The organism is Aquamicrobium zhengzhouense, from assembly GCF_016124105.1.
Taxonomy (GTDB): Bacteria; Pseudomonadota; Alphaproteobacteria; order Rhizobiales; family Rhizobiaceae; genus Aerobium; species Aerobium zhengzhouense.
This window is the reverse complement of record NZ_JADGMQ010000001.1, coordinates 464584-488443: the sequence shown is the minus strand read 5'-3', so window position 1 is coordinate 488443 and position 23860 is coordinate 464584. Positions and strand designations below refer to the sequence as shown.

General features: G+C 58.4%; 22 protein-coding genes. 13 read left to right on the top strand and 9 right to left on the bottom strand.

Translation table 11 applies throughout. From position 1 onward, the window contains the following. Nucleotides 1-123: 123 nt before the first annotated feature. Nucleotides 124-1752 carry a CTP synthase gene (locus IOD40_RS02310; protein ID WP_198473852.1) on the top strand — a complete coding sequence of 543 codons (1629 nt, stop codon included), beginning with the start codon at nt 124-126 and terminating at the stop codon, nt 1750-1752. Between the two features lie 275 nt (nt 1753-2027). Here IOD40_RS02310 and IOD40_RS02305 read toward each other — a convergent pair whose 3' ends face one another. Beyond that, nucleotides 2028-8480: an apolipoprotein A-IV repeat region-like domain-containing protein gene (locus IOD40_RS02305; protein WP_198473850.1), complete on the bottom strand. Its 6453-nt coding sequence runs from the start codon at nt 8478-8480 to the stop codon at nt 2028-2030. A 275-nt stretch (nt 8481-8755) separates the two neighbouring features. Here IOD40_RS02305 and IOD40_RS02300 point away from each other — a divergent pair, with 275 nt between their 5' ends. Together IOD40_RS02300 and IOD40_RS02295 are read left to right on the top strand one after the other, a co-directional pair. After that, complete coding sequence (locus IOD40_RS02300) at nt 8756-9145, top strand: Hpt domain-containing protein (protein ID WP_210336764.1); 390 nt, start codon at nt 8756-8758, stop codon at nt 9143-9145. A gap of 74 nt (nt 9146-9219) precedes the next feature. Then, nucleotides 9220-9540, top strand: a complete 321-nt coding sequence (locus IOD40_RS02295) for a 2Fe-2S iron-sulfur cluster-binding protein (protein ID WP_198473846.1) — start codon at nt 9220-9222, stop codon at nt 9538-9540. Here IOD40_RS02295 and IOD40_RS02290 read toward each other — a convergent pair whose 3' ends face one another. Further along, entirely contained in the window at nt 9541-10152 is a 612-nt protein-coding gene (locus tag IOD40_RS02290) for a DUF922 domain-containing Zn-dependent protease (protein ID WP_198473844.1), read from the bottom strand. A gap of 172 nt (nt 10153-10324) precedes the next feature. Here IOD40_RS02290 and folP point away from each other — a divergent pair, with 172 nt between their 5' ends. Genes folP through dusA form a run of 4 tightly spaced genes read left to right on the top strand, consistent with a single transcriptional unit; the run spans nt 10325 to nt 13150 of the window. Further along, nucleotides 10325-11179 (top strand): dihydropteroate synthase, encoded by an 855-nt coding sequence (gene folP / locus IOD40_RS02285; RefSeq protein ID WP_198473842.1) that lies wholly within the window; start codon nt 10325-10327, stop codon nt 11177-11179. A 52-nt stretch (nt 11180-11231) separates the two neighbouring features. Continuing rightward, the gene (gene folB / locus IOD40_RS02280; RefSeq protein WP_198473840.1) at nt 11232-11594 is read left to right on the top strand and encodes a dihydroneopterin aldolase; all 363 of its coding nucleotides are present in this window, start codon (nt 11232-11234) and stop codon (nt 11592-11594) included. Then, nucleotides 11575-12096, top strand: a complete 522-nt coding sequence (gene folK / locus IOD40_RS02275) for a 2-amino-4-hydroxy-6-hydroxymethyldihydropteridine diphosphokinase (protein WP_198473838.1) — start codon at nt 11575-11577, stop codon at nt 12094-12096. The genes folB and folK overlap by 20 nt, the downstream gene beginning before the upstream one ends. Nucleotides 12097-12151: 55 nt before the next feature. Continuing rightward, entirely contained in the window at nt 12152-13150 is a 999-nt protein-coding gene (dusA, locus tag IOD40_RS02270) for a tRNA dihydrouridine(20/20a) synthase DusA (protein WP_198474249.1), read from the top strand. Here the strand turns inward: dusA and IOD40_RS02265 are convergent. Then, on the bottom strand, nt 13147-13851 hold the full coding sequence (locus IOD40_RS02265; protein WP_198473836.1) for a retropepsin-like aspartic protease family protein: 705 nt from the start codon (nt 13849-13851) through the stop codon (nt 13147-13149). The two genes, dusA and IOD40_RS02265, sit on opposite strands and share 4 nt — an antisense overlap. Then, entirely contained in the window at nt 13851-14081 is a 231-nt protein-coding gene (locus tag IOD40_RS02260; protein WP_198473834.1) for a DUF1289 domain-containing protein, read from the bottom strand. The genes IOD40_RS02265 and IOD40_RS02260 overlap by 1 nt, the downstream gene beginning before the upstream one ends. Before the next feature lie 150 nt (nt 14082-14231). On the opposite strand from IOD40_RS02260, the gene IOD40_RS02255 reads away from it, so the two are divergent. Beyond that, nucleotides 14232-14552, top strand: coding sequence for a DUF1476 domain-containing protein (locus IOD40_RS02255; RefSeq protein WP_198473832.1), 321 nt, complete (start codon nt 14232-14234; stop codon nt 14550-14552). Nucleotides 14553-14556: 4 nt separating this feature from the next. Beyond that, nucleotides 14557-15327 (top strand): HpcH/HpaI aldolase family protein, encoded by a 771-nt coding sequence (locus IOD40_RS02250; RefSeq protein WP_198473830.1) that lies wholly within the window; start codon nt 14557-14559, stop codon nt 15325-15327. 6 nt (nt 15328-15333) lie between these two features. On the opposite strand, the gene IOD40_RS02245 is transcribed toward IOD40_RS02250, so the two are convergent. Further along, a complete protein-coding gene (locus IOD40_RS02245) occupies nt 15334-15882 on the bottom strand; it encodes an RBBP9/YdeN family alpha/beta hydrolase (RefSeq protein WP_198474247.1) in 549 nt (182 codons plus the stop codon). Nucleotides 15883-16010: 128 nt separating this feature from the next. Between IOD40_RS02245 and IOD40_RS02240 the strand changes: the two genes are divergently transcribed. Next, nucleotides 16011-16823 carry a VOC family protein gene (locus IOD40_RS02240; protein WP_198473828.1) on the top strand — a complete coding sequence of 271 codons (813 nt, stop codon included), beginning with the start codon at nt 16011-16013 and terminating at the stop codon, nt 16821-16823. 3 nt (nt 16824-16826) lie between these two features. Here the strand turns inward: IOD40_RS02240 and purB are convergent, their stop codons facing one another. The 4 genes from purB to IOD40_RS02220 form a co-directional block, all read right to left on the bottom strand. After that, nucleotides 16827-18134, bottom strand: a complete 1308-nt coding sequence (gene purB, locus IOD40_RS02235; protein ID WP_198473826.1) for an adenylosuccinate lyase — start codon at nt 18132-18134, stop codon at nt 16827-16829. Between the two features lie 85 nt (nt 18135-18219). Then, nucleotides 18220-18948 carry a DUF2259 domain-containing protein gene (locus IOD40_RS02230; RefSeq protein ID WP_198473824.1) on the bottom strand — a complete coding sequence of 243 codons (729 nt, stop codon included), beginning with the start codon at nt 18946-18948 and terminating at the stop codon, nt 18220-18222. Between the two features lie 55 nt (nt 18949-19003). Then, nucleotides 19004-20008, bottom strand: a complete 1005-nt coding sequence (locus IOD40_RS02225; RefSeq protein WP_198473823.1) for a P1 family peptidase — start codon at nt 20006-20008, stop codon at nt 19004-19006. Next, entirely contained in the window at nt 20005-21012 is a 1008-nt protein-coding gene (locus IOD40_RS02220; protein WP_198474245.1) for a branched-chain amino acid ABC transporter substrate-binding protein, read from the bottom strand. The genes IOD40_RS02225 and IOD40_RS02220 overlap by 4 nt, the downstream gene beginning before the upstream one ends. Before the next feature lie 157 nt (nt 21013-21169). Here IOD40_RS02220 and IOD40_RS02215 point away from each other — a divergent pair, with 157 nt between their 5' ends. The 3 genes from IOD40_RS02215 to IOD40_RS02205 are packed head-to-tail and all read left to right on the top strand — an operon-like array spanning nt 21170 to nt 23848. Beyond that, nucleotides 21170-21664, top strand: a complete 495-nt coding sequence (locus tag IOD40_RS02215; RefSeq protein WP_198473821.1) for a flavin reductase — start codon at nt 21170-21172, stop codon at nt 21662-21664. A gap of 14 nt (nt 21665-21678) precedes the next feature. Beyond that, entirely contained in the window at nt 21679-22608 is a 930-nt protein-coding gene (locus IOD40_RS02210) for an AAA family ATPase (protein WP_198473819.1), read from the top strand. Between the two features lies 1 nt (nt 22609). After that, nucleotides 22610-23848, top strand: a complete 1239-nt coding sequence (locus IOD40_RS02205) for a vWA domain-containing protein (RefSeq protein ID WP_198473817.1) — start codon at nt 22610-22612, stop codon at nt 23846-23848. The last annotated feature ends 12 nt before the right edge of the window (nt 23849-23860 follow it).

Here is a 23860-nt window from a genome sequence, read left to right as displayed (position 1 = left end):
GCTATAAGCGCAGGGCCGGCCCGCGTCGGCCCTTTTCTTTTGTGAAAACGTGAACAGAAAAATGCTTCCTGGAAGCATTTTTTGCTGGCGGAATCAAAACCAGAAGGCTAAGCGACGACTCCCATGGCGCGATATGTTTTCATCACCGGCGGCGTGGTCTCCTCACTCGGAAAAGGCATCGCTGCAGCGGCTCTCGGAGCTCTGTTGCAAGCGCGTGGCTATCGTGTGCGGATACGCAAGCTAGATCCCTATCTTAATGTCGATCCGGGGACGATGAGTCCCTATCAGCATGGCGAAGTATTCGTCACTGATGACGGGGCCGAGACGGACCTCGATCTGGGTCACTATGAGCGTTTTACCGGACGCTCGGCCAATCGTCAGGACAGCATCACGACCGGTCGCATCTATCAGAACATCATCGAGCGCGAACGGCGCGGTGATTATCTTGGCGCAACGGTGCAGGTGATCCCCCACGTCACCGACGAGATCAAGAATTTCATTCTCGACGGCAATGACGACTTCGATTTCGTGCTGTGCGAAATCGGTGGAACCGTGGGCGACATCGAAGCGATGCCGTTCCTTGAGGCGATTCGTCAGCTCGGCAATGAACTGCCACGTGGCGGCTCTGTCTTCATTCACCTGACGCTCATGCCGTGGATTTCATCCGCAGGCGAACTCAAGACGAAGCCGACCCAGCATTCGGTCAAGGAACTCCGCTCGATTGGTATTGCACCCGATATCCTCCTGGTGCGTGCGGATCGCGAAATTCCCAAGGAAGAACGCAGAAAGCTTTCGCTGTTCTGTAATGTTCGGGAAAGCGCAGTTATCCAGGCGCTCGACGTGGCTCACATCTACGACGTGCCGGAAGCGTACCACCACGAAGGGCTGGACAGCGAAGTTCTGGCAGCGTTCGGTATCGATCCGGCGCCCAAGCCTCGCCTGGAGCGCTGGCACGGGGTAACAGAGCGTATTCACAACCCCGAAGGCGAAGTCACGATCGCTGTGGTCGGCAAGTACACCGGCCTCAAGGACGCCTATAAGTCACTGATTGAAGCCCTATCGCATGGCGGTCTTGCTAACCGGGTTCGCGTAAACCTCGAATGGATCGAGGCTGAGATCTTCGAGAAGGAAGATCCTGCTCCCTATCTCGAGAAGGTCCACGGGATCCTGGTACCGGGCGGTTTTGGCGAGCGTGGTGCTGAAGGTAAGATTCTCGCTGCAAAATTCGCACGTGAACGCAAGGTGCCGTATTTCGGCATCTGCTTCGGCATGCAGATGGCGTGCATCGAAGCGGCACGTTCCTTAGCGGGCATCAAGAATGCGTCTTCTACCGAATTTGGAGAGACGGTTGAGCCTGTTGTCGGCCTGATGACTGAATGGTTAAAGGGCAACATGCTCGAAAAGCGCCGCGCAAGCGGCGATCTCGGCGGAACGATGCGTCTTGGCGCTTTCCCTTCGACCCTGAAGGACGGAACGAAAATTTCGGAGATTTACGGGTCGAACGACATCCTCGAGCGCCATCGTCACCGATATGAGGTCAACATCGATTACAAGGAACGCCTCGAGGAGTGCGGCCTGATCTTCTCAGGAATGTCGCCAGATGGCGTCCTTCCGGAGACGGTGGAATATGCGGACCATCCATGGTTCATCGGCGTTCAGTATCACCCGGAACTAAAGTCGCGTCCGCTGGATCCTCACCCGCTTTTCTCCAGCTTCATCAATGCAGCTATGGAACAGAGCAGGTTGGTCTGACAGGCATCGCTTGACACCGTCTTCAATTATAAACGCGCTCTGAATTCAGGGCGCGTTTTTTTTGTTGGGCTTAAAGCATGTCTGCCGAAAGTGGAACCGACCCCACGTCTAACTAAAAACGAGAACCTGAAGCGTGGCGCAAAACTACTGGTCGACGCGCACGGCTTTAACTCCATTGATAAACGCTCCCTGGCTTTGCCGGTAGGGCACCCTCGGATTATGAGAGCAACAAAAAAGGCGGCCACAGGGCCGCCTTTTCAGTCTGAGCTACCGCCTTACTTCAAGCGGCCGCTGGCGTGGGCCAGCATCGTGTAGACTTTGCCTGTGTCCGACGACAGATATGTCTGCGTCATGATGTTGTCACGGTCGTTGCGGCCGACATCCTGCAACAGCTTTTCGAAGTCACGGCAGTAGCGGTCCACCGCTGCATGGAACTCCGAGTCGGACTGGTACTTGCGGCGGATCTCCTCAAACGTCTGCTGTCCCTTCAGCGTGTACAGCCGGCGGGTGAAGACGTTGCGTTCGCCGCGGCGGTACCGTTCCCACAGCTCGATCGACGCATCGTGATCGATCGCTCGCGCAATATCGACAGACAACGAGTTTAGGGACTCGACGAGATGCAGCGGCGAGCGGCTGACATTGCTGGCGGGCTTCGGGCTAGGGGCGGGGGCAGCCTCCTCGCGAGAAGCACCGCGCAGAAGGTCCTTCACCCATCCGCCAGAAGCCTGGCCAGAAGGCTCCGCGGGAGCCGGCTGCGCAGGCTGTACAGCACGTGCCGGGGCGGGCGGCGGTGGCGCGAGTGTCTGTACCGGTGCTTGAACCAGCGGCGCCTTAGGAGCCGGCTTACGCTCGGTGGCATCGAATGCACGACCAGACTTGGCCACGATGTCTGCGAGCTCCTTGAGTGCGTTAATCTGCTCGCTCACCGCGCGACGCATCGCCGAGGTCGACTGCTTGGTCTCCTCCGGTAGCTCCATGACGCCCTTTTTGACTTCCGCGCGTGTCAGGTCGAGTTCCTGACGAATGGACTTCGCGGTGCGACGGATTTCCTCGGTAGCATCGGCGAAGCGCTTGGTTGCACCTTCGACGGTCTCAGCAATTGCTCCACGGATCTGCTCGGTCGAGGCACGTGTCCGGCCTTCAGCAGACTGCAGGGAGCGATTGATGAGTTCCTCGAAGGAACGCATGACGCGTTCGATGTCGCCCGACTTGTTTACGAGACCGGTTGCAAGAGCCTCGAGCGCTTCCTTGCGGCCATCGATGGTCGATGCAAACTCGCTCTGAGCGGCGCTCAGCAGTTCCGAAGCCGAACGCAGCATGCCGGCATGATCATCGAACCGGTTGGCGATGTTCGCGACATCCTTGAGCGTGACCGTGGAGAGCTCGTTCAGGCGCCCCGCATTTGCGTCGATGAGGCGCGCCGAGGTCGCAAAGGACTGTGCGGCACGCTCGGTGGTTGCGGCAAAACGCTCTGTCGTGCCAGCAATCTTCTCATCGATGTTCACGAGGTTCGACGCTGCGTTCTCGACGAGCGTGTTGAGCTGCACGTTGGATGCGCCCAAGCGTTCGATCAACGAGGAGACACGTTCAGCAAGAGTACTCGTTGCAGAGTCGACGGCCGACAGGGTCTCAGCTGTCCGAGAGGCGAGTGCGTTCACCAGGGCAGCGTTTTGCTGGCGCAGACGCTCCGTGGCCTTGTCCGTCGCTTCCTCGAGGTTCTTCTGCAACTCTTCCCCGCTTTGCGCAAACTGCTCGACTAGTGGCTGCGCCCGTTCATCCAGAATGCGGGCGAGCTCGTTGGAGCGGGCGGCGAGCAACGCGTTAAGCTGGCGAGTCTTCATGTCAATCGCGCCAGTCGCCGAGCTGGTCGATTCTTCGATCTTCTCGCCGACGTTCGACAGAGCTTCGGTCAGACCCTCTGCACGTGAAGCGAGATCAGCTTCAACCTTCGAGACATGTTCCTGAAGCGTCTGTCCCGCTTCGGCCGCGCTGATAGCGAGGCGCTGTTCGGCAGCAGCCATTGCATTGGTCAGAGCATTCACGCGGTTGTTGAGAATGTCTGCAGTCTGTTGGGTACGGGCGAGAATGGCGTTGTCAGCCTTGCTGAACACTTCGCCTAGTTCGCCGGTCCGCGCTGCAAGCCGCTCATCCACTTCATCGAACGAATTCGTGATGTTCGAAACGCGGGCAACCAGCGAAGACGCGGTTTGCTCGACACGGTCACCGAGGTGGCGACCAGCTTCGTCAAACGCGCCCTTGATCTCCTCGGCACGATTGCTGAACTCCTGAGCGCTGCTCTGTATACGTTCGCCCAGATGACGATCAGCATCGTTGAACACGTTGCGGATTTCTTCTGCGCGGGCCGTGAATGCTTGGGCGGTACGCTCGACGCTTGCACCAAGGTAGCGATCAGCATCGTCGAATACGGTCTTGATCTCGGCTGCGCGGGCGGCAAGTGCCTGCGCAGTCTGCTCAACCCGCTCGCCAAGGTGGCTGTCGGTGGCGTCGAAGATTTGCTTGATCTGCGCCGCACGCTCGGCGAACGCTTCCGCCGTTTGAATAACGCGCTGTCCGATCTCACGATCGGCCTGGTCAAAGACCTGCTTCACTTCATGGGCGCGCTCGGCGAGGGCACGAGCTACCTCATCGGCATGCCCACCGAGTTCTGCCCCGGAAAGGGCGATACGTTCTGCGAGGCGCTTGTCAGCGTCGTCATACGCAGCACGGATCTCTGCGGCGCGTACGGCAAAGATGCCTGCAGCCTCATCTGCCTGGCTGCGCATCTGTTCCGCAGCCTCAAGTGTACGTTCTGCCATACGCCGTTCTGCAGCAGAGAACACTTGTTCGAATTCACCCACGCGAGCGCCGAATGCGTTTGCGCTTTCAGCAGTGCGAACTGCAATCAGCTCGTCTGCTTCAGCAATAGCGCGATGGGCCTGTTCCCCGATCTGAGACGTTGCTTCGAGGACCTTGTCGCGGAGCGAACCTGCAACGACGACGGCGCTGCTCTCCAACGCATTCTTGACGTTGTCGACGCCGATGCGCAAAGCGGTCTCCATCGTGCGCGTACGCTCTTCGATGATGCCGCTCTGCTGCGCGAATGTTCCTTCGATTTGCTGAATGTCTTCGCCGACGACTTCCCGCACCTGTGCAATGCCTGCCGCAAGTGCATCCCTCAGCTGGGCCGTACGCTCGTCGATGACTCCCGCTTGCTGAGCAAATGCGCCTTCGATCTGCTGAATGTCGTCACCGATGACATTGCGCACCTGAGCGATATTAGAGGCGAGGGTGTGCTTCAGCTCGGTGGTGCTCTCCTTGATCAGACCAGCCTGCTGCGCGAATGTTCCTTCGATTTGCTGAATGTCTTCGCCGACGACTTCCCGCACCTGTGCAATGCCTGCCGCAAGTGCATCCCTCAGCTGGGCCGTACGCTCGTCGATGACTCCCGCTTGCTGAGCAAATGCGCCTTCGATCTGTTGAATGTCATCGCCAATGACGTTCCGGACCTGCGCAATGCCTGACTGAAGCGCATTCCGCAGTAGAGCGGTACGTTCGTCGATGACACCCGCCTGCTGCGCGAAGACGCCTTCAATCTGCTGGATATCTTCGCCGACGGCATTGCGAACCTGGGCAACGCCGGCCGCAAGAGCGTTTTTCAATTCGGCCGTGCGCTCGTCAATGACGCCGGCGTGCTGAGCGAAGGCTCCCTCGATCTGCTGGATGTCTTCCCCGATGACATTGCGAACATGAGATACGCCGCTCACAAGAGCATTAGCGAGGCCGGCTGTGCGTTCGTCGATCAACCCGGCCTGCTGGCCGAACAGAGTTTCGATCCGTTCAACATCCTGTCCGAGTGCGTCGCGAACAGTTGCTGCGCCCGAAACAAGCGTCTCGGCCAGGGCACCAGTGCGAGCTTCGATTACGCCAGCCTGTTCTGCAAAGACCCGCTCAATCTGCTGGATGTCCTCGCCAATCGCGTTGCGGACGACTGCCGCGCCGGACGCAATTGCGTGAGACAGCTCGCCTGAACGCTCCTCGATCAAGCCAGCGTGCTGGGCAAACGCGTTTTCAAGACGGGAAACGTCATGCGAGAGTATGCCGTGAACAGCTTCTGCGCTTTCGCGAACCTTGTCGGCCAGCGCGCTGGTGCGGTTCTCGAGCACCTCGGCCTGACGATCAAAAACGTGCTCGAAACGACCGACATCAGCCGTCAGGCTTTCATGAAGCTGCTTTGTGCGCTGTTCAATAACACCGCTTTGGCGTGCAAGCACATCTTCGATTTTGGCAAGATCATCACCAAGCACGTTTCGAATGTTGTCGGCGCCAGCATGCAGAGCGCTTTCGATCGTGCGGGTGCGTGCTTCGATCACCTGATGCTGGTTCGCCAGTGCATCATCGATACGTGCAAGGTCGGAGTCGATGTTCGCGCGGATCGCCTCAGCACCGGCTGACAAGCGAGCTTCGACTGCCTGCGCACGATCTGCGATAACATCTGCCTGTCCTGCAAGCGCGTTGTCGATGCGAGCGACCTCGTTCCCGAAGGTGTCCTTGATCTGGTCAATGCTGCTAGAGAGCACGCTCTGCATTTCCGCAGTCCGCTCTCCCAGGACGTTCGCCTGCTGATCAAAGGCACCTTCCACCCGGGCGATATCCACGGATAGAGCTGTTGTAAGATCCTTCTGGCGCTCGACGATGGTGGCCACATGCTGAGAAACGGCTCCGTCGAGCTCGTCTCGCGCCTGCCGAACGCGCTCAAGATCAGTTTCGAGCACGGCGGCAATTTGTACGCGCCCCTCGGCGAATTTTTCGATATGGCCAGTGACCGCAGCGTCAACCTGCGCGCGCGCTTCGGTCAACTTATGGAGGTCGTCTTCCAGAGCACGCGTCATTGCCTCGCGGCTCTCGGCAAACTTCTCAATGTTGCCGTGGACCGCTGCTTCGATCATTTCGTGTGTCGATGCCACCTTCTGGAGGTCTTCCTCCAAAAGGTTGGAGAGAAGCTGGCGGCCCTGCGCTAGGCGCTCAACATGGCTTGTCATGGCCACATCGACGCTCTGCCGTGCCTCGGCAACCTGCGCGAGATCAGCCTCGAGGGCTTGCGCGATGAGGTCGCGTCCCTGACCCAGACGCTCGGCGAATTCGGAAGCGCGACCTTCGAGCATCGTAGAAGTCGACATGACCAATTCGGCCATTTCCGAACCGATGCGCGCCTTGCTCTCTTCAACGACGGCGCTAATGGCCTGCTTGCCATCGGTAAAGGTCTGCGCGATCTCGCGCGACCTATCGACTAGGGTCTCGTTAATCTGGCGTGCACGTGCTTCAAGGGCAGCGTTAAGCTTCTGTGCGCCGGTGTCGAGCGCTTCTGCCCGGGTCTGGAACTCGTGGATCAAAGCCTGACCGCGTTCGCGCAAGGTCGCTTCAATGCCTTCCAGTCGCGCGGTCAGCTCAGAGTTCAAATTGTTGGTAGCACCGCCAAGCAGGGACACCATGCCGGACGTGCGTTCATCGAGCATCTGCGACAGCGTACGCGTTACGTCGTCAGTGCTCTGGGTCAGTTTCGCAATTCGTGTATCGAGGAGGCTGGCAAAGCCCTCGCCGGAAGTTGTGATGCGGTCAGCGATCGCATCCAGTCGCTCATCGAGGGTGCTGTAGAGCCCCATGCCGCTTTCATTGATACGGTCGACCAGCTGAGCACCGGAGTCGGAAATGGTAGAAGCAAGGCGGCTGGAAACCCCGAGAATATTGTCGCTGATAACGTCGCTTGCAGACGCCAGTTCGTCTTTCAGCGTCTCATGTGCGCCCGAAATAGATGCACGAACACGTTCCGCATGCATAACGACAGCTTCGCGTTCGCTGCCAAGACCATCGATAAGGGCACGAATTCGGCTTTCATTGTCCGAGTAGGCACGCTCAAGTTCATTGACCTCAGTGTGAACCAGCGCCTCGAGCTCGACAGCGCGGGCGAGGGTGCGTTCAATGCCTTCGCCCATCGCCTGTACTTCGCGGCGTACCGCCTGACCGACCATCATGACGCGATCGGTTGCAAGCTGCTCTGGCTCAGCAAGGCGGATTGCGACTTCCGTCATCGATTGGGCTGCGGCACGCATTTCCTGTGCCCGGCGGATCATCACGCCAAAACCCCAGAAAAGAATGACCGGAAGCACAATCGCAACAATAAGGCCTACCAGCCCAGGCGAAGAAACGAGCTGGGAGATCGATCGCACTTCCCACAGAGGCGGCGAGAAGAGCATGCTGCCCATCACCATAGCGCCTGCGACCCAGGCGAGGGATAGGATGGCTACAGTCCAGTAGATAGCCCGCGAGCCGTGCCGATGGACCATCTGCTGAAGCGCGCGATAGTCTTTTTGTCTATCGTCGTTGGCGTGCGTAAACTGAGGCGAGGGCGGTGTCGACGGAGCCAGCTCAACCGGCTTCAGATCACTGTTGGGCTCACGTGCATTCGCGGGCTTCGGCTGAGGCTTCTCGACGGGTGTCTTCGGAGCAGGCTTTTCTGCCTTGGATGTCGCGTAGGAGACAGTCGCAGCCCTTGAATCACGAGCAAGGTCTGCCGCCGCCTGTGCGATCTGGGCTTCAAAATCCGCGATCGAGCTGGACATATCCAGCCCGCTTTGTCCGTCATCGACAAAAAGATCGATGTCGAGAGCGTCTTCCAGTTCCTTGGCGACGTTGTTGTCGAGGTCGCTGATGTTAACTGCTTTACGCGCCATGCCGCTGATACCCTGTACTCTCTAGCGGGCCGCCTTTCGGCGCCTCGTGCCCGCACGCCTGACCCTTTCCGGGCCAATGCGTATCGTACTGGCACAGCCCGTTTAAGGGAACTCGCATTTGCGCCCATGTGTAAAACTTTAAATATAAGGTTAACGGGCGGAAACCTTTGAAATTTTTTCTTACTTCGTTAACGCAGCGGAAAGGCGCGTGACGCACTGCCCGTTCCGCGTGTATAGGTCGCGCGAAGAGTATGAAGTATTGGCCTACCCTAATGGTGACAAAGTTTACGAGACCGGTAAATCCACAGATTAATCCGGCCACCTCACCCTCCGCGGCTGCAGCAATTGATCTCGACCATTTGTCTCGCCAGACCATGGGGGATCTTGAGCTGCGCAAGGAAGTGGTCGGCATGTTTATCGAGCAGCTAGAATCCAGCCGGAAGGTGCTCGGCTCCACTGATCTAGACGAAATTTTGCGGGTGGCTCACACGCTTCGGGGGGCCGCAGCCGGGCTCGGGGCATTTGCGCTGGCTGAGTGTGCCGCGCGCCTGGAGCGTGCGCCGAGTGAGCCAGCGCTTGTCGAACAACTATTGTCCCTGATAGACGAGGTTCGGAATTTTGCGGTGTCCGAACTGGAGGTAACGACACCCACGCAACCGCGTTGACTCTATTCAATGGGCCTATGTATACATCGTGTACTCGGCTTATCTACCCACATATCCTAAGGCAAATCCAGTCGATGACCAAAATCACTTACATCACCCATGACGGCACGCGCTTCGAGATCGAGGCCGAGAACGGTTCCACCGTCATGGAGAACGCTATTCGCAATTCTGTGCCTGGGATTGAGGCCGAATGTGGCGGCGCCTGCGCCTGCGCTACGTGCCATGTCTACGTCGATGAAGAATGGGCACCTCTGGTTGGCTCACCGGAGCCGATGGAAGAGGACATGCTCGACTTCGCGTGGGAAGTTGGGCCCACTTCGCGCCTCTCCTGCCAGATCAAGCTTCGCGACGAACTGGATGGCCTCGTCGTTCGCGTGCCTGAACGTCAGGGCTGATCACCTTAATTGATCCATCTGCTGAGCGCGGCTACGAACAAGCCGCGCGAGGCGATCCGAGAAATTCGCACTTTCCACGCGATCGAACTTCTCCTGCTCTCTATCGTGCCTCTTCAGCACGTTATCTATCGTCTCCTGAGTTGCCGCCTTGGCCCGTTCGCAGCTGGAATAGCGCTGCAGCTCAGTGAGCGTGCGCTCAAGCGCGAACGCATGATTTTTCGCAATCGTGACGTGGAATTCTTCGTGGCGCTTGATGTCCATTTCAAGCGCCTGCCAGATTAGCCGAGTGTCCGGATCCGCCTTCCTGTTGCCGACCCATCGAGGAAGGGTGACTTCGGCCTTCACCGTAACCGTTGCGCCGTCTACCCAGCATCTCCCCGGGCGTTCAGCGTAAGACACGTTCGCCTTGAATTCGAGAGATGTCGCACCTGGATGCCGCACACCCGACTCAAGCTTTGGACCTCTCCGCCGCACATCCTGCTCGATTTCCTCCAGACTAGCTCCCCTGACCTTATAATAGCGGTAAGTCTTTTCGACGGTCGCGGCACGAAGCTCAGCCGCCGAACACAGCGGCACGAGAACGCTGGACAGCAGAACTGCGGCTCTGCGCATTAAATCATGACCTCTTCGCGTATCTGACTACCCTGTGGCACTTTGGAGAGGGGGCAGCCTCTTGGCAATCAGCTATGTGGAGCCCGCCGCCCAAGAGGCGTATATGCTGAAAATTAATTGTCATGTGCCTGATGCGCGGCTAAGGACGAACTGTATACATTTGGAGTAGCGAATGTTCGCTTCTTACCATTGGCCACTTGCGCATGGGCGCAGCCTGGAACTCGGTCCCGTTGCTCGTTTGATGGGCATATTGAATGTCACGCCGGACAGTTTTTCCGACGGTGGCCGTTACACCTCGATAGATGCGGCGTTAGCACAGGCAGAAACATTAATCCGGGAAGGCGCCGACATTATTGATATCGGCGGCGAGTCTACGCGACCCGGAGGGGATCAGGTCGACGCCAAGGAAGAACAGCGGCGCATTCTTCCCGTCATCGAGGCGCTTGCAAACCGATCCGACGTCATTCTTTCCGTTGATACATACCGGGAAGAAACGGCGAGGCGGGCCGTCCATGCAGGCGCGCATATAGTCAATGATGTTTGGGGTCTGCAGCGCGAGCCAGGAATAGCGAAGGTAGCTGCTGACACCGGCGCCGGTCTTGTCGTGATGCACACCGGGCGCGGTCGGGAGACGCTGCCTGATGTCATCGAGGATCAGCTGCATTTTCTTCGGCATTCGCTCAAGATTGCCAAGGACGCGAATGTAAGGGACCAACAGATCGTCCTTGACCCCGGATTTGGCTTCGCGAAGGAAACGCCAAAAGCAAATCTTGATTTGATGGCTAGGCTCGACGAGCTCCATACACTCGGGTTCCCCCTCCTGATCGGCACCTCGCGAAAGCGTTTCATTGGGACGATAACCGGCAAGGATGCTGCTGAGCGCGATGCGGGGACGACGTCAACGAGCGTCATCACCCGCTTCCAAGGCGCAGCAATATTCAGAGTGCATAACGTTGCAATGAATCACGACGCCTTGAGATTTGCTGACGAACTAATCAAGCGCGGCGTCACTGCAGGGCGTAGCTAAGCCGTTTCGTTTACCGCAGATCCCGGCGGTGCCGGCGCATAAGGAATTACACATGTACGTCATTCGAATGAAAAATTGCGCCTTCTTTGCGAGGCACGGCGTCCTTGATGAGGAAGAGCGTCTAGGTCAGCGCTTCTACGTCGACTGCGAACTGACTGTGAGGCCGGATGTCGGACTGGAACAGGATTCCATCGCTTCTACAGTCGATTACGGCGTCGCGTTCATGGAAATTGAGAGGATCGTTACAGGCAAAAGGCGCTTCCTGATCGAGACGCTGGCACTTGATATCGCCAAGGCGCTCAGCGAGAAATTCCCGCAGATGGTGAGCTCGCAGATCACGGTGCGCAAGCCAAACGCGCCGGTTCCAGGTGTCTTGGACTACGTGGAGGTCACGCTTGCCTGGCCCCAGCAATAAAGTTGCTTACCTTGGGTTAGGCGGTAATGTCGGCGATCCGGTGGTTTCCATGGCGACTGCTTTGCGTGCCTTGGAAGCTCCCCCACAAGTGCGGGTCCTTTCGGTGTCCTCATTGTATAGGACGCCTCCCTGGGGCGTGACCGATCAACCGGATTTCCTGAACGCCGTGGCGGCAGTCGAAACCTCGCTGAGTGCTCGCGATCTGCTCGATCTCTGCCTAGACCGCGAACGCGCGCTGAAGCGGGTGCGCAAGGAGCGTTGGGGCCCGCGCACCATCGATATCGACCTCCTTATCTATGGCGACGAGCGTATCGAGGAGGGGGATCTGCAAGTCCCTCATCCGCGGATGAAGGACCGAGCCTTCGTGTTGGCACCACTACAGGAGATCGCACCTGATCTGTCGCTTGAGGGCGCTCCTGTTGCTGAGCTTCTCGCCAGAACCGATCAGGCGGGGATCATCAAAATCGACGGCGGTGGCGGCTGGTGGCGCCCCTCGGCGTGACTTTTTCGCCTTTAACGTCTATTTGAGCCGCAACATGACCTGCGGCCAGCGCACGATGACTTATCCCGAGCACAAATTTTCTGTCGCACCGATGATGGACTGGAGTGACCGTCACTGCCGATTTTTTCATCGGCAACTTACACGGCGGGCACTTCTGTACACAGAAATGGTCGTCGCAGATGCGATCATTCATGGGGACCGCGAACGGCTCCTCGGGTTCGATGCACAGGAGCATCCGATTGCTCTGCAACTCGGCGGCTCGGATCCCGAGAGGCTTGCGGCAGCTGCGCGCATCGGCGCCCAGTTTGGATATGACGAGATCAACCTGAACGTCGGTTGCCCCTCAGATCGTGTGCAATCAGGTACCTTTGGCGCGTGCCTGATGAAGACGCCTCGGCTCGTGGCGGAGTGCGTTGACAGCATGAAGTCTGAGGTCAACGTACCCGTGACCGTGAAGTGCCGGATCGGGGTCGACGACCAGGACCCCGAGCTCGCGTTGGATGATCTTGCCGAACTTGTGCTGGAGGTAGGCGCAGATGCGCTCTGGGTTCATGCAAGAAAGGCATGGCTTCAGGGTCTTTCTCCTAAGGAAAACAGAGGTATACCGCCGTTAGATTATAATCGTGTTTATCGACTTAAGGCGAGACATGAAGGCCGATTCATCGGAATTAACGGCGGGGTCGTAAGCGTCGAAGAGGTCAAGGCACACTTGAGCAATGGCGTAGATGGCGTCATGCTAGGCCGTGCCGCTTATCACAATCCTGGCCTCATGGCTGAGGTAGACCACATCGTATACGGCGCCGAACGGAACCAGATTGACTGGGAGGAGGTGGTCGAAACGATGGTACGTTACTCGGCCCGACACATCGAGAATGGCGGCCGCCTGGTTCATATCACCCGGCATATGACTGGTCTGTTTCACGGCCTTCCAGGCGCAAGGCGCTGGCGTCAGATATTGTCGACGGACGCAACGCGGGCAGGTGCCGATCCGAGCCTCATGCTTGAAGCGCTTAGCCACATCCGCTTCGACAGTGTCGAGATACCTGCAGCCTAATCTCGCAGGATCAACCGATCTCCGCGCATATCAAAACCGGAGAGGGTGCCTATTACGTTCATTCCAAGCAGGCTCCTGTCGAGCCGGCCTGCTTCGGTTACCAGAACCGGTACGCGTCGACGGACTATCGCGCCGATGCGCAACTCATCGATCACAGCCCGAGCCGCCTTCGCGGTTCCATTGGCGGTCATGACAGGAACCGTAAAATCCAGTCCGTCCGGGTTCAGACCAGCCCGTTCTGCGTCTTGATACGTTAGAACGGTAGACGTTGCTCCGGTGTCGATCATCGCAACCACAGCAGCGCCGTCAAACTCCGCTTTCACCTCAAAATGGCCGTTTCGCAGGCGCTCCAGCATCACCGACACGCGGCCATCTGCGTCCTTGATGGAGAGGGGGCTGCCGGGAATAAGCCCCGCCGTCATGCGGTTCGCCACGTCCTGGAGCTCGTAACGGTACTGGTAGCCACCCACCAGCGCTGCAATGATCAACAACCAGAAGAAAGCTGCCTTCGCAAGATAGGAGAAGGCGTAGCCTGAGCGGAATATGCCGGCCCCGATGAACGCGGCGATCGTACCCAGCGCCAGCGTGCGGGCAAAAGCTTCACTCTCCAGACCGAACACCGTTCCAGCATCGTGCCGCGCGATCAGCACGATCAACCCGAGTGCTATCGCAGCGAGGAGCACCCATAAAAGCCGGGACATCACGAAGCTCCGCCACGTTCGCGGGCCATACGTGACCGTCTGGTCTCTCGACGCGGCTTTCGCTCAATTCCCTCCATGCGGCCGGGAAGCTCGGCCAACACCCGTGCGCGACCATCCTCTGTCATGCTGACCCAGGATGCGATTTCGTCGGTTGTTCGACCGCAGCCAAAGCAATAGCCGCTTTGCTGATCGATTACGCATACCAGGATGCAGGGGGAGCTAATCGCCATTTCGGAATTATTCACCTTTGCCTCTTGGGCCAGACATGGAGCACCACTAGATCTGATGCAAGCTGCATATTGACCGGATGGCGGCCATTTGTTCTTTGGATGACGCTACGTTTATGCCGGCGTCTAACTCCGGCGACAGAGGATACGGGCATGACCAACATGGATGATCGCAAGGACGCCTTCGAGAAGAAGTTCGCCCACGACGAGGAGTTGCGGTTCAAGGCGTATGCGCGTCGAAACAAGTTACTGGGTCTGTGGGCGGCTGAGAAACTTGGAAAGACCGGAGACGATGCCGAGGCATATGCAAAAGAGGTCGTGATTGCTGACTTCGAAGAAGTGGGCGATGAAGACGTATTTCGGAAGTTGAAAGCCGACTTCGCAGCTTCAGGCGTCTCCCAATCCGATCACCAGATCCGCAGAACGATGGAAGAGCTGCTTGCGCAGGCCGTCGAGACGATAAAGAACGCGTGAGTATATGAGCCTTCTAGACCTTCTTTCCGCTGACCAGGCTGTGTTTACCGCCTGGTCGGGGATACCTGATCCGCTCACCGTCGATGCATTGGCCGCTACGGCAGTCGACGCTGTTACGCTTGACATGCAGCATGGCGGTCATCACGAAGACAGCATCTTGCGAGGCATCGCACCGATCCTGGCGGCGAATAAGCCGGCAATCGTGCGCATTCCGGTAGGACGTTTCGAGATGGCGAGCCGTGCACTCGATTTCGGTGCTGACGCCGTGATCGCGCCCATGGTGAATACGGTCGCCGACGCCGAAGCCTTCGCCGCATCCATGAAATACCCACCGCTCGGACAGAGGTCATGGGGCGCTGGCTTTGCCATGGCCCGGAGAGGGCATTCCGATCCCGCCCGATGGTTGGGGAGCCAGAACGACAAGACCCTTGCCTTGGCTATGGTCGAGACCCGGGAAGCGCTCGCGATTCTGGATGACATTCTCGCGGTTCCCGGTATCGACGGCATATTCGTCGGACCATCGGACTTTTCGATCGCTTGGACCAATGGTGCCGCGATCAATCCGGGCCTCGAAGACATGATGTCGGCGATCGAGGATATTGGTCGGCGAACGCGCGCCACAAACAAACATGCAGCGATCTACGTTGTAGATCCTGCGCTGAGCGGGCGTTACATATCCTACGGCTACCGGCTTCTCGCCCTCGGCACGGAGCAACGCTACATGACGCTGGGTGCGCAGCAACTGCTAAATGCCGCCCGCGCTTCGGTCGTATAACGTTGCTTATAGCTTTGACAGGAAGGCCGCGAAGGTCATTGAACCTTCCGGCCACGGTCCGTGTCCCGACTCCGCGTTCAGATGTCCAGACTCGCCTGCGTCGATAAACTTCGACCCCCAAGCCCCTGCAATATCCTCAGCGACTTCAAAGGCGCAGAAAGGATCATTCCGGCTTGCAACAGTAATGGACGGGAAGGGCAACGGATCTCGAGGGTAGGGCCCAAAGGTCATCAGATGCTTCGGCCGGATGTCCAGATTCGCGACATCGGGCGGAGCCACGAAAAAGGCACCCGCGACGGAGTTTTTCGCCTCGCGAGCAGCATGAATAGCGGTGGGAATCCCCAATGAATGCGCGACGAGGATGACCGGCCGCTCGGCCTCATCGATCGCGCGAACGACATTAGCGACCCAATCTTCCCTCACAGGCTTTGTCCATTCCGCCTGCTCTACCCGACGTGCAGTCGATAGCTTGCTCTGCCACCGGCTCTGCCAGTGATCTGGACCGGAGTTGGTGTAGCCGGGAATGATGAGAATATCTGCGTCTTTGACCTTCATGGCCGTGATGTAGCGGGGCGAGCGCGCCGATGCAACCGTCTTGGCGAAGTCTCGACGGAGGCCACTTGTTGAAGGACACAAGCAGGCCATCTTTGATGATCAGGCTGTGACGGAAGATGGAGGGTCCTATGGCAAAGCTACCGTTCGGTGCGACAACCCCGGTGAGCATAGGTCGAGTTGGCCTCAAGGCCCGCGACGCGCAGCGTCTGGCGGATTACTACGTCGCGATTCTTGGGCTGAAGACATTGAGCAAAGAAGCTGAGCGGATCGTCCTCGGTACGGAAGAGCGCCCACTGCTGGAAATCGAAGGTTCCCTGTCTTTGCAGCAGGATGATCCGCGCAGCGCGGGCCTGTACCACACCGCCTTCCTGTTTCCCGAACGGACGGACCTTGCTCGATGGATCAATCACGCGATCGAAACCAGGATCAAGGTCGATGGTGCGGCGGACCATGACGTGAGTGAGGCTCTTTACCTCACCGACCCTGAGGGGAACGGTGTCGAAATTTACGCTGACAGGCCGCGCGAGGCGTGGACCTTCAGCGGCAACAGTGTCCACATGAGCACCGATCCCCTCGACATTCAGAGCCTCCTGGATACGCTTTCACCGAGCGATCCTGCATGGACGGGCTCGCCGGTCGGAACGGTGATCGGTCACGTTCACCTCAGGGTAGGTGACGTGCAGACTGCGGAGCAATGGTGGCGAGAGGCCCAGGGACTGGACACGATGCTGCTCTATGGTGGACAAGCGGTCTTCATGGCGTCTGGTGGTTACCACCACCACATCGGTGCCAATTCGTGGCAAAGCAGAGGTGCCGGCCCGCGCCGCAAGGATCGCACGGGGCTGAGCTTCGTGGAGCTTCTATCAAAAAAGGCCGCTGACGAGCATGTCGCCAGCGACCCTTGGGATACGGAAATTCGCGTTCTTCCGGTTCGCGACTAAGCGTTATACTGCGCCAAACACCCGGTTGAAGATCGTGTCTACATGCTTGGTGTGGTAGCCAAGATCGAACTTTTCGCGGATTTCGTCCTCGGAAAGCGCCTTGCGAACTTCAGCATCAGCAAGGAGTTCCTCGAGGAAGTCCGCACCGTGCTCCCAGACCTTCATCGCATTGCGCTGTACAAGGCGATACGAATCTTCACGAGAGACACCAGCCTGGGTAAGCGCAAGCAGAACCCGCTGCGAATGGATCAGGCCGCGGAACTTGTTCATATTGTCGAGCATGTTTTGCGGATAAACCACCAGCTTCTCGATCACACCCGTCAGCCGCGCCAAGGCGAAGTCCAGCGTAACTGTCGCATCAGGGCCGATCATGCGCTCGACTGATGAGTGGGAAATGTCCCGCTCATGCCAAAGGGCGACATTCTCGAGGGCCGGGGTGACCATGCCGCGAACTAGACGCGCAAGACCGGTCAGGTTTTCGGTCAGCACCGGGTTACGCTTGTGAGGCATTGCCGATGAGCCCTTTTGGCCCGGAGAGAAGTACTCTTCAGCCTCAAGCACTTCAGTACGCTGAAGGTGACGGATCTCAGTGGCGAGTCGCTCGACCGACGAAGCGATAACGCCGAGAGTTGCAAAGAACATCGCGTGGCGATCACGGGGAATAACCTGCGTCGACACCGGCTCGGGCTTCAGGCCCAGCTTTGCTGCGACATGTTCCTCGACGCGTGGGTCGATGTTCGCGAATGTGCCTACGGCACCGGAGATCGCACAGGTGGCGATCTCTTCACGTGCGTGGACCAGACGCTGACGGCAGCGCTCGAATTCAGCATAGGCGAGGGCAAGCTTGACGCCAAAAGTTGTCGGCTCCGCGTGGATACCGTGGCTGCGGCCAATGGTGACCGTGTCCTTGTGTTCAAAGGCGCGGGCTTTCAGCGCAGCGAGCAACGCGTCAATATCAGCCAGCAAAATGTCGGCGGCGCGCGTCAGCTGAACCGAGAGGCAGGTGTCGAGCACGTCGGATGACGTCATGCCCTGGTGAATGAAGCGCGAGTCGGGGCCGACGAATTCCGCAAGGTGCGTGAGAAACGCGATGACATCATGTTTGGTCTCGCGTTCGATCTCGTCGATCCGCGCGACGTCGAACGTAGCACTGCCGCCGCGCTCCCAAATGGTCTTCGCGGCTTCCCTTGGAATGACGCCGAGCTCGGCGAGCGCGTCGCAAGCGTGCGCCTCGATCTCGAACCAAATCCGGAATTTCGTTTCCTGCGACCAGATTGAAACCATTTCGGGTCGCGAATAGCGCGGGATCATGAGGCTCGTCCTGATTGTTCCGGGAAGGATTGGGGCTCCCTAGCAGACGTGCGACAATTCCTCAACCAAGTCGGCCAAATGAGAATCAGAGGCGCCCGGGGATCGCGATCCACCGAAAGTCAGGACCTTCGAAGCCGAGTGTCTCGACGGCAATCAATATCGCATAAACAGGCTCTGCATCATCTGGGAAGAAAGTTTGGACCCCACCGATGCGATAGCCCGTAGGGCAACCTCTGCTATCCGGAATGGCCTCATCTTCGTGCAAGACACGCGTTTCCTTCCCCGGCTCAACGCCGATTCTGATCAGCTTGAACCCCTTTGTCTCCACCAGGCCCTCGCAACGCTTAGGCTGCTCGACGAAAATTTCCTCGATTCTGAACTCTAACAACGGATCGATTGGTGGAAAGACGGGACGCGGATTGAGGGCAACGCGGTGGGGATCCGCAGATCTTTCGGTCACAGGATTCGAAGCGACCAGCGTTCCGCGGTTCGAGGCCAATTCATCCTCGTCATATATCTTCGCACCCAGATGACGGGCCTTTTCTCTCGCATCAGCGACCGAAGCCGACTCATCGTCGATGCGTATCCGCACGGGCGAACCCGGCACGGACCGATCCGTTTCAACATCGATGTAATAGCGGTTTGCATAAGGGAAGCCTGAACCGTCCTGAACCCCATATTCTTCGAAGGCGAACACCTTCCCATCGGCACTGAAGCCCAGGATATTCAGCTCCGCCACATCTCCTGCAAGCGCTGCAAGAGGCGAAAGGGCCAACGCAAGGAGCGCCGGGGCGATGTACGTGACGGGCTTCATGACGCCTCCTTCAGGTCAGCGACAGGGTTCACAGATGAGCTGGCGACAACAAGCGTCAGCCAAATCGTTGAGACCATGTCGGGAAGACATCATCTTTAGCGGGCGTGGCAAAGTAAACAGCGCGTGCGATTGCTCGGGCCATCGTTGAGGCAGCGACCGCGGCAAGGTCCATCATCATCGGGAAATCTGGCACAATTTCCTTCGCTCCGGTTGCCATGCCAAAAACGAGGTCCCCGTCCCCGGGAGTATGGGCCGGCCAGATAGAGCGTACGAATCCGTCGTGTGCCGCAACGGCCAGCCGCTTGGTCTCTGCCTTGGTCAGAACAGCATCTGTGGCAATCACGCCAATCGTCGTGGCGGCGTTCAACGCGTGGTACTTATACCGTATCTGAGCAGCATCGGCCGGGACTGGCGATGGCAGCCCATGGCCGCCAAACTCGTCCTCAAGCTCAAACGGGGACGCCCAGAAATGGTGCGTATCACCCATCGTTACAGAACCTAGCGGATTGGCGGCGACGAGCGCACCTACTGTCACGCCGTTCGGGAGGACGGTCGATGCCGAGCCTAGCCCGCCTTTGAGGCCTGCCGTCAACGCGCCGGTTCCCGCCCCGACAGAACCCAACCCAAAATCAAGACCTACAGATCTTGCTGCCTGGTAGCCCATCTCGCGATAGGGCGGATAGAGCCCCCAATCCTTGTTTCCGCCATTCGCCAGATCAAACAGGATAGCAGCGGGGACAACTGGAACGCGATGGCCAGCGACCTCGATCCCAATCCCTTGCTCGCGCATCGCTGCCTGTGCGCCCGACGCGGCATCCAGGCCAAACGCCGAACCACCAGAAAGGACCAGCCCATGAAACTCTTGGACGGTGTTGTGCGGTGCCATCGCATCCGTTTCTCGGGTGCCTGGCGCTCCTCCAAGCACTTGAACAGCGGCTACTGCCGGCTTGTCAGGGATCAGGACGGTAACGCCACTCTTGAGTTGATCGTCTTGAGCATTGCCGACTTTCAGACCCGCAACGTCCGTGATCAGGTTCCGGGGCCCGGCGTGCGATTTCATTGATCTTCCTCTACGAGCACGAACTTTTCCCCATCGAAACGATGAAGTCGATACGGGTTGATGCTGAGGTCGCCCTTGTCATCGAACTTCACGAGCCCCAGAGCCGTCTCGAATGTTCCGTTCTCCAGTGTCTCCGTCAGATCACCACTGCGTTGCGAACTATGCTTAGACGCCGCCGCAGCGATCTCGACTGCCGCGAAGGCGGAGACTGCGTATCCCTCGCCAATTTCCGGAGCCTCGGGCACCGCAACCATCAGCACTCCAGCCTGAAGTTGGTTGGTTGAGGCCGCGCGCAACAATTCCCCGCCGGCGATGACCAATTCACTGCCGGCGGCCGCTGCATCGCGGGCGATGATGGCGATATCGTCGCGATCACCGCCAACGAAAACCTTGCGGGCTCCAGATCGCACCAGCCTGCTGACCAGCGCGACCTGATTTTCCGATTGGGGCCTGAACGTGTCCACAAATACCGGCTTCAGTCCGTTCACCTCGGCTGCTAGGCGAAATGTTTCGGCTATTTCGCGTCCGTAGATCGTCCCATCATCCACGATGGCGAACAGGTCGTTGCGCCACAGTGGAACCAGAAGCTGCGATACGGCGGTACGTTCAGCATCGTCGCGAGGAGCCACACGCCAGAAAAGCCAGCCTTCCTTCGATCTCTTGTCAGTGAACCTGTCTGCGCGCACGCCGGCGCTGATCATTGGAACGCCAGCTTCGGTCAGGACTGGCAGTGCCGCTTCCATCGCCTCGGAACACAGACCACCGACGACGATCGTGACTCCCTCATCAAGAAGCCTACGTGCGGCAGAAGCGCCGCCGTTTGCTTCACATCGATCATCCGCCGTGATCAGTGTGACATCTGTTTGTTTCGCGGCGGCTTCTGCACCGGCCTCCATTTGTTGGCCGAGCAAGGCAAATGGGCCCGTGAGGGGAGCCATCAAACCTACGCGTGTCTCCCCGACCGCCGCTTGGCTCGAGACAACCAGCGCAACAATTGCTGCCATAAAAGTGACTGTACGCGACACCTGATCCGGTCTCCACTCTTGGCAGGCTTGGTAAAGGCTGGCGATTTGCTTCGCAACCAATTAGACGATCGGCGCTTGGTGGTAGCAAGCACAACCACTATATCGAGACGAATCTCAGAAAACCGGATCGCTGATCGTGCTTCTTAAAAATGCTGTTGAACCACGCCTGTATCGTGAGGCGATGAGCCGCTTCGCTGGTGCCGTGCATGTTGTAACGACCGACGGTTCATTCGGCAGGCGTGGCACGACTGCGATCGCAGCTTGTTCCGTGTCTGATGATCCGCCAACCGTATTGGTATGTCTCAACCGTATGAAGCCGGATAATGATCTGTTTGCGAAGAACGGCGTCTTTGCAATTAATACGCTGAGCCTGGCGCAGCAGCCCGTTGCCGACGCGTTCTCCGGTTTGACTGGTCTGTCGCAGGATGGACGGTTCGCGCTGGGCGAATGGGAGACCATTTCGACCGGGGCGCCAGTCCTGCTTGGCACAGAGGCGAGCTTCGATTGCCACATCGTGGAGGCCAAGGATTTTGCCACTCACCGTATCCTGTTCGGGAAGGTGACAGGGATCAAAATTGGCGATAGCCTCCAACCACTTATCTACCACAATCGCGAATACAAATCGTTCTAGAGGTAAGGTTTTACATGGTCAGCTCCCAGTCGCGCTCCGCTCCGGCATCAATTGACGAGACGATGGAGCTGCTGGCTGGAGCGGATTATGTAGCGGATCGGGCTCTGGCTACTGTCCTGTTCCTCAGCTTGCGCATGCAGCGCCCGCTTTTCCTTGAAGGTGAGGCAGGCGTCGGAAAAACCGAGCTTGCAAAGGTACTTGCCAACTCGTTGAACCGGCGGCTGATCCGGCTTCAGTGTTACGAGGGCCTCGATGTCTCCACTGCCGTCTATGAGTGGAATTACGCCGCCCAGATGATCGAAATCCGGATGGACGAGGCCACCGGAGAGACGGACCGGGCTTCGATGGAACGCAACGTCTTCTCGGAAAAATATCTTATTCGTCGCCCAATCCTTGATGCGCTCACTGGAGAGCCCGGCGCGGCACCAGTACTCCTGATCGACGAACTAGACCGAACAGACGAAGCGTTTGAGGCGTTTTTGCTGGAAATCCTGTCTGACTGGCAGGTGACCGTTCCCGAACTGGGAACAATCAAGGCGGCTGAGCCACCGCTGGTCATCATCACGACGAATCGTACCCGCGAGATCCACGACGCTCTCAAGCGCCGGTGTCTCTATCACTGGGTTGATTATCCAGACGCCGAGCGCGAGCTGGAAATCGTGAGGCGCAAGGTCCCGCAAGCAAACTCGCGGCTATCCGCTGAGGTCGTCCACTATGTCCAGAAACTGCGCCAAATCGACCTTTTTAAGTCGCCGGGTGTCGCCGAGACGATCGACTGGGCCGGTGCGCTGACTGAACTCGACAAAGTCGCCCTCGATCCTGAAACAGTATCAGACACGATCGGCGTCCTCCTGAAATATCAGGATGACATTGCGCGCATCGGCGAGGGCGAAGGCCGCCGGATCCTCGATGAGGTGAAGGCTGAGCTTGCCGCGGCTGAGTGACATGCCTCGCTCTTCCGCACCAGATGCCGATGCGACCGGGCGGATAGCCGACAATATCGTTTTTTTTGCGCGCACATTGCGCAAAGCCGGCATGCGGGTTGGTCCAGCTTCGGTAAAAGACGCATTGGATGCGATTCTGGTCACCGGCATCGGTTCGCGCGAGGATTTTTATTGGACTCTTCATGCTGTGCTGGTGAAGCGCCGTGAGGATCAGGCCACGTTTCATGAAGCGTTTCAGCTGTTCTGGAAATCCCGGGAATTGATCGAAAAGATGATCGCGATGTTCTCGCCGGTCGCGCCCCCTCGGCAAGAAACTCGAAAGAACCGCGCGGCTGAAACACGTGTTGCCGACGCCCTGTTTGAGGGGCATCGACAAAAGCAGCCACCCCAGGAAATGCCTGAAATCGAGGTGGATGCGCGTTTCACAACGTCCGCTAACGAAGTCCTGCGCGAAAAGGACTTCGCGCAGATGAGTGCGGCGGAACTGGCCGAAGCGCGCAAGGCAATTTCGACGCTAATTCTACCCCACGATCTTGTACCCACCAGACGGTGGAAGACTGATGCTCGCGGCAACCGGACAGACCCGCGAGCGACGATCAGATCGTCGATGCGGACCGGCGGCGCGCTGATCCTGCCCAAATTCAGGTCAACGAGACGCGTGCATCCGCCCCTAGTGGTTCTGGCGGACATTTCGGGCTCGATGAGCCAGTACAGCCGGACATTTCTGCATTTTCTCCATGCGCTAGCGCTGCATCGCGGACGTGTTCATACGTTCGTATTCGGCACGCGATTGACGAACCTCACACGCCAGATGCGACATCGGGACCCTGACGAGGCACTGGCCGAGTGCGCTGCGGCAGTTAAGGATTGGTCGGGTGGCACACGCATCGGCGAGACGCTCCGAGAATTCAATCTGCGCTGGTCCCGGCGTGTGCTCGGCCAAGGTGCGGTAGTTCTTCTCATCACTGACGGACTGGAGCGGGACGATGCGGCGCTACTCGGCACTGAAACGGAACGCCTCGCCAAGTCCTGCAGGCGGCTGATCTGGCTGAATCCGTTGCTGCGTTTCGATGGCTTCGAACCCCGCGCCAAAGGAGTGCGCGCAATGTTGCCGCACGTGGACGAGTTCCGTCCCGTACACTCTCTAAACTCGCTGAGCGACCTCGTGACGTCTCTATCGGCGGCAAAGTCACGCCAGGCGGCGCCCCGCCATTGGAAAGGGCTTGGCAGGGACAGCTGACCCGCGTCATAT

Excerpts from the sequence above, each read along its gene's own strand:
- IOD40_RS02310 (WP_198473852.1), top strand. The coding sequence starts at position 124 with ATGGCGCGATATGTTTTCATCACCGGCGGCGTGGTCTCCTCACTCGGA.
- IOD40_RS02305 (WP_198473850.1), bottom strand. The coding sequence starts at position 8,480 with ATGGCGCGTAAAGCAGTTAACATCAGCGACCTCGACAACAACGTCGCC.
- IOD40_RS02295 (WP_198473846.1), top strand. The coding sequence starts at position 9,220 with ATGACCAAAATCACTTACATCACCCATGACGGCACGCGCTTCGAGATC.
- IOD40_RS02290 (WP_198473844.1), bottom strand. The coding sequence starts at position 10,152 with ATGCGCAGAGCCGCAGTTCTGCTGTCCAGCGTTCTCGTGCCGCTGTGT.
- folP (WP_198473842.1), top strand. The coding sequence starts at position 10,325 with ATGTTCGCTTCTTACCATTGGCCACTTGCGCATGGGCGCAGCCTGGAA.
- folB (WP_198473840.1), top strand. The coding sequence starts at position 11,232 with ATGTACGTCATTCGAATGAAAAATTGCGCCTTCTTTGCGAGGCACGGC.
- dusA (WP_198474249.1), top strand. The coding sequence starts at position 12,152 with ATGACTTATCCCGAGCACAAATTTTCTGTCGCACCGATGATGGACTGG.
- IOD40_RS02265 (WP_198473836.1), bottom strand. The coding sequence starts at position 13,851 with ATGTCCCGGCTTTTATGGGTGCTCCTCGCTGCGATAGCACTCGGGTTG.
- IOD40_RS02260 (WP_198473834.1), bottom strand. The coding sequence starts at position 14,081 with ATGGCGATTAGCTCCCCCTGCATCCTGGTATGCGTAATCGATCAGCAA.
- IOD40_RS02255 (WP_198473832.1), top strand. The coding sequence starts at position 14,232 with ATGACCAACATGGATGATCGCAAGGACGCCTTCGAGAAGAAGTTCGCC.
- IOD40_RS02250 (WP_198473830.1), top strand. The coding sequence starts at position 14,557 with ATGAGCCTTCTAGACCTTCTTTCCGCTGACCAGGCTGTGTTTACCGCC.
- IOD40_RS02245 (WP_198474247.1), bottom strand. The coding sequence starts at position 15,882 with ATGAAGGTCAAAGACGCAGATATTCTCATCATTCCCGGCTACACCAAC.
- IOD40_RS02240 (WP_198473828.1), top strand. The coding sequence starts at position 16,011 with ATGGCAAAGCTACCGTTCGGTGCGACAACCCCGGTGAGCATAGGTCGA.
- purB (WP_198473826.1), bottom strand. The coding sequence starts at position 18,134 with ATGATCCCGCGCTATTCGCGACCCGAAATGGTTTCAATCTGGTCGCAG.
- IOD40_RS02230 (WP_198473824.1), bottom strand. The coding sequence starts at position 18,948 with ATGAAGCCCGTCACGTACATCGCCCCGGCGCTCCTTGCGTTGGCCCTT.
- IOD40_RS02225 (WP_198473823.1), bottom strand. The coding sequence starts at position 20,008 with ATGAAATCGCACGCCGGGCCCCGGAACCTGATCACGGACGTTGCGGGT.
- IOD40_RS02220 (WP_198474245.1), bottom strand. The coding sequence starts at position 21,012 with ATGGCAGCAATTGTTGCGCTGGTTGTCTCGAGCCAAGCGGCGGTCGGG.
- IOD40_RS02210 (WP_198473819.1), top strand. The coding sequence starts at position 21,679 with ATGGTCAGCTCCCAGTCGCGCTCCGCTCCGGCATCAATTGACGAGACG.
- IOD40_RS02205 (WP_198473817.1), top strand. The coding sequence starts at position 22,610 with ATGCCTCGCTCTTCCGCACCAGATGCCGATGCGACCGGGCGGATAGCC.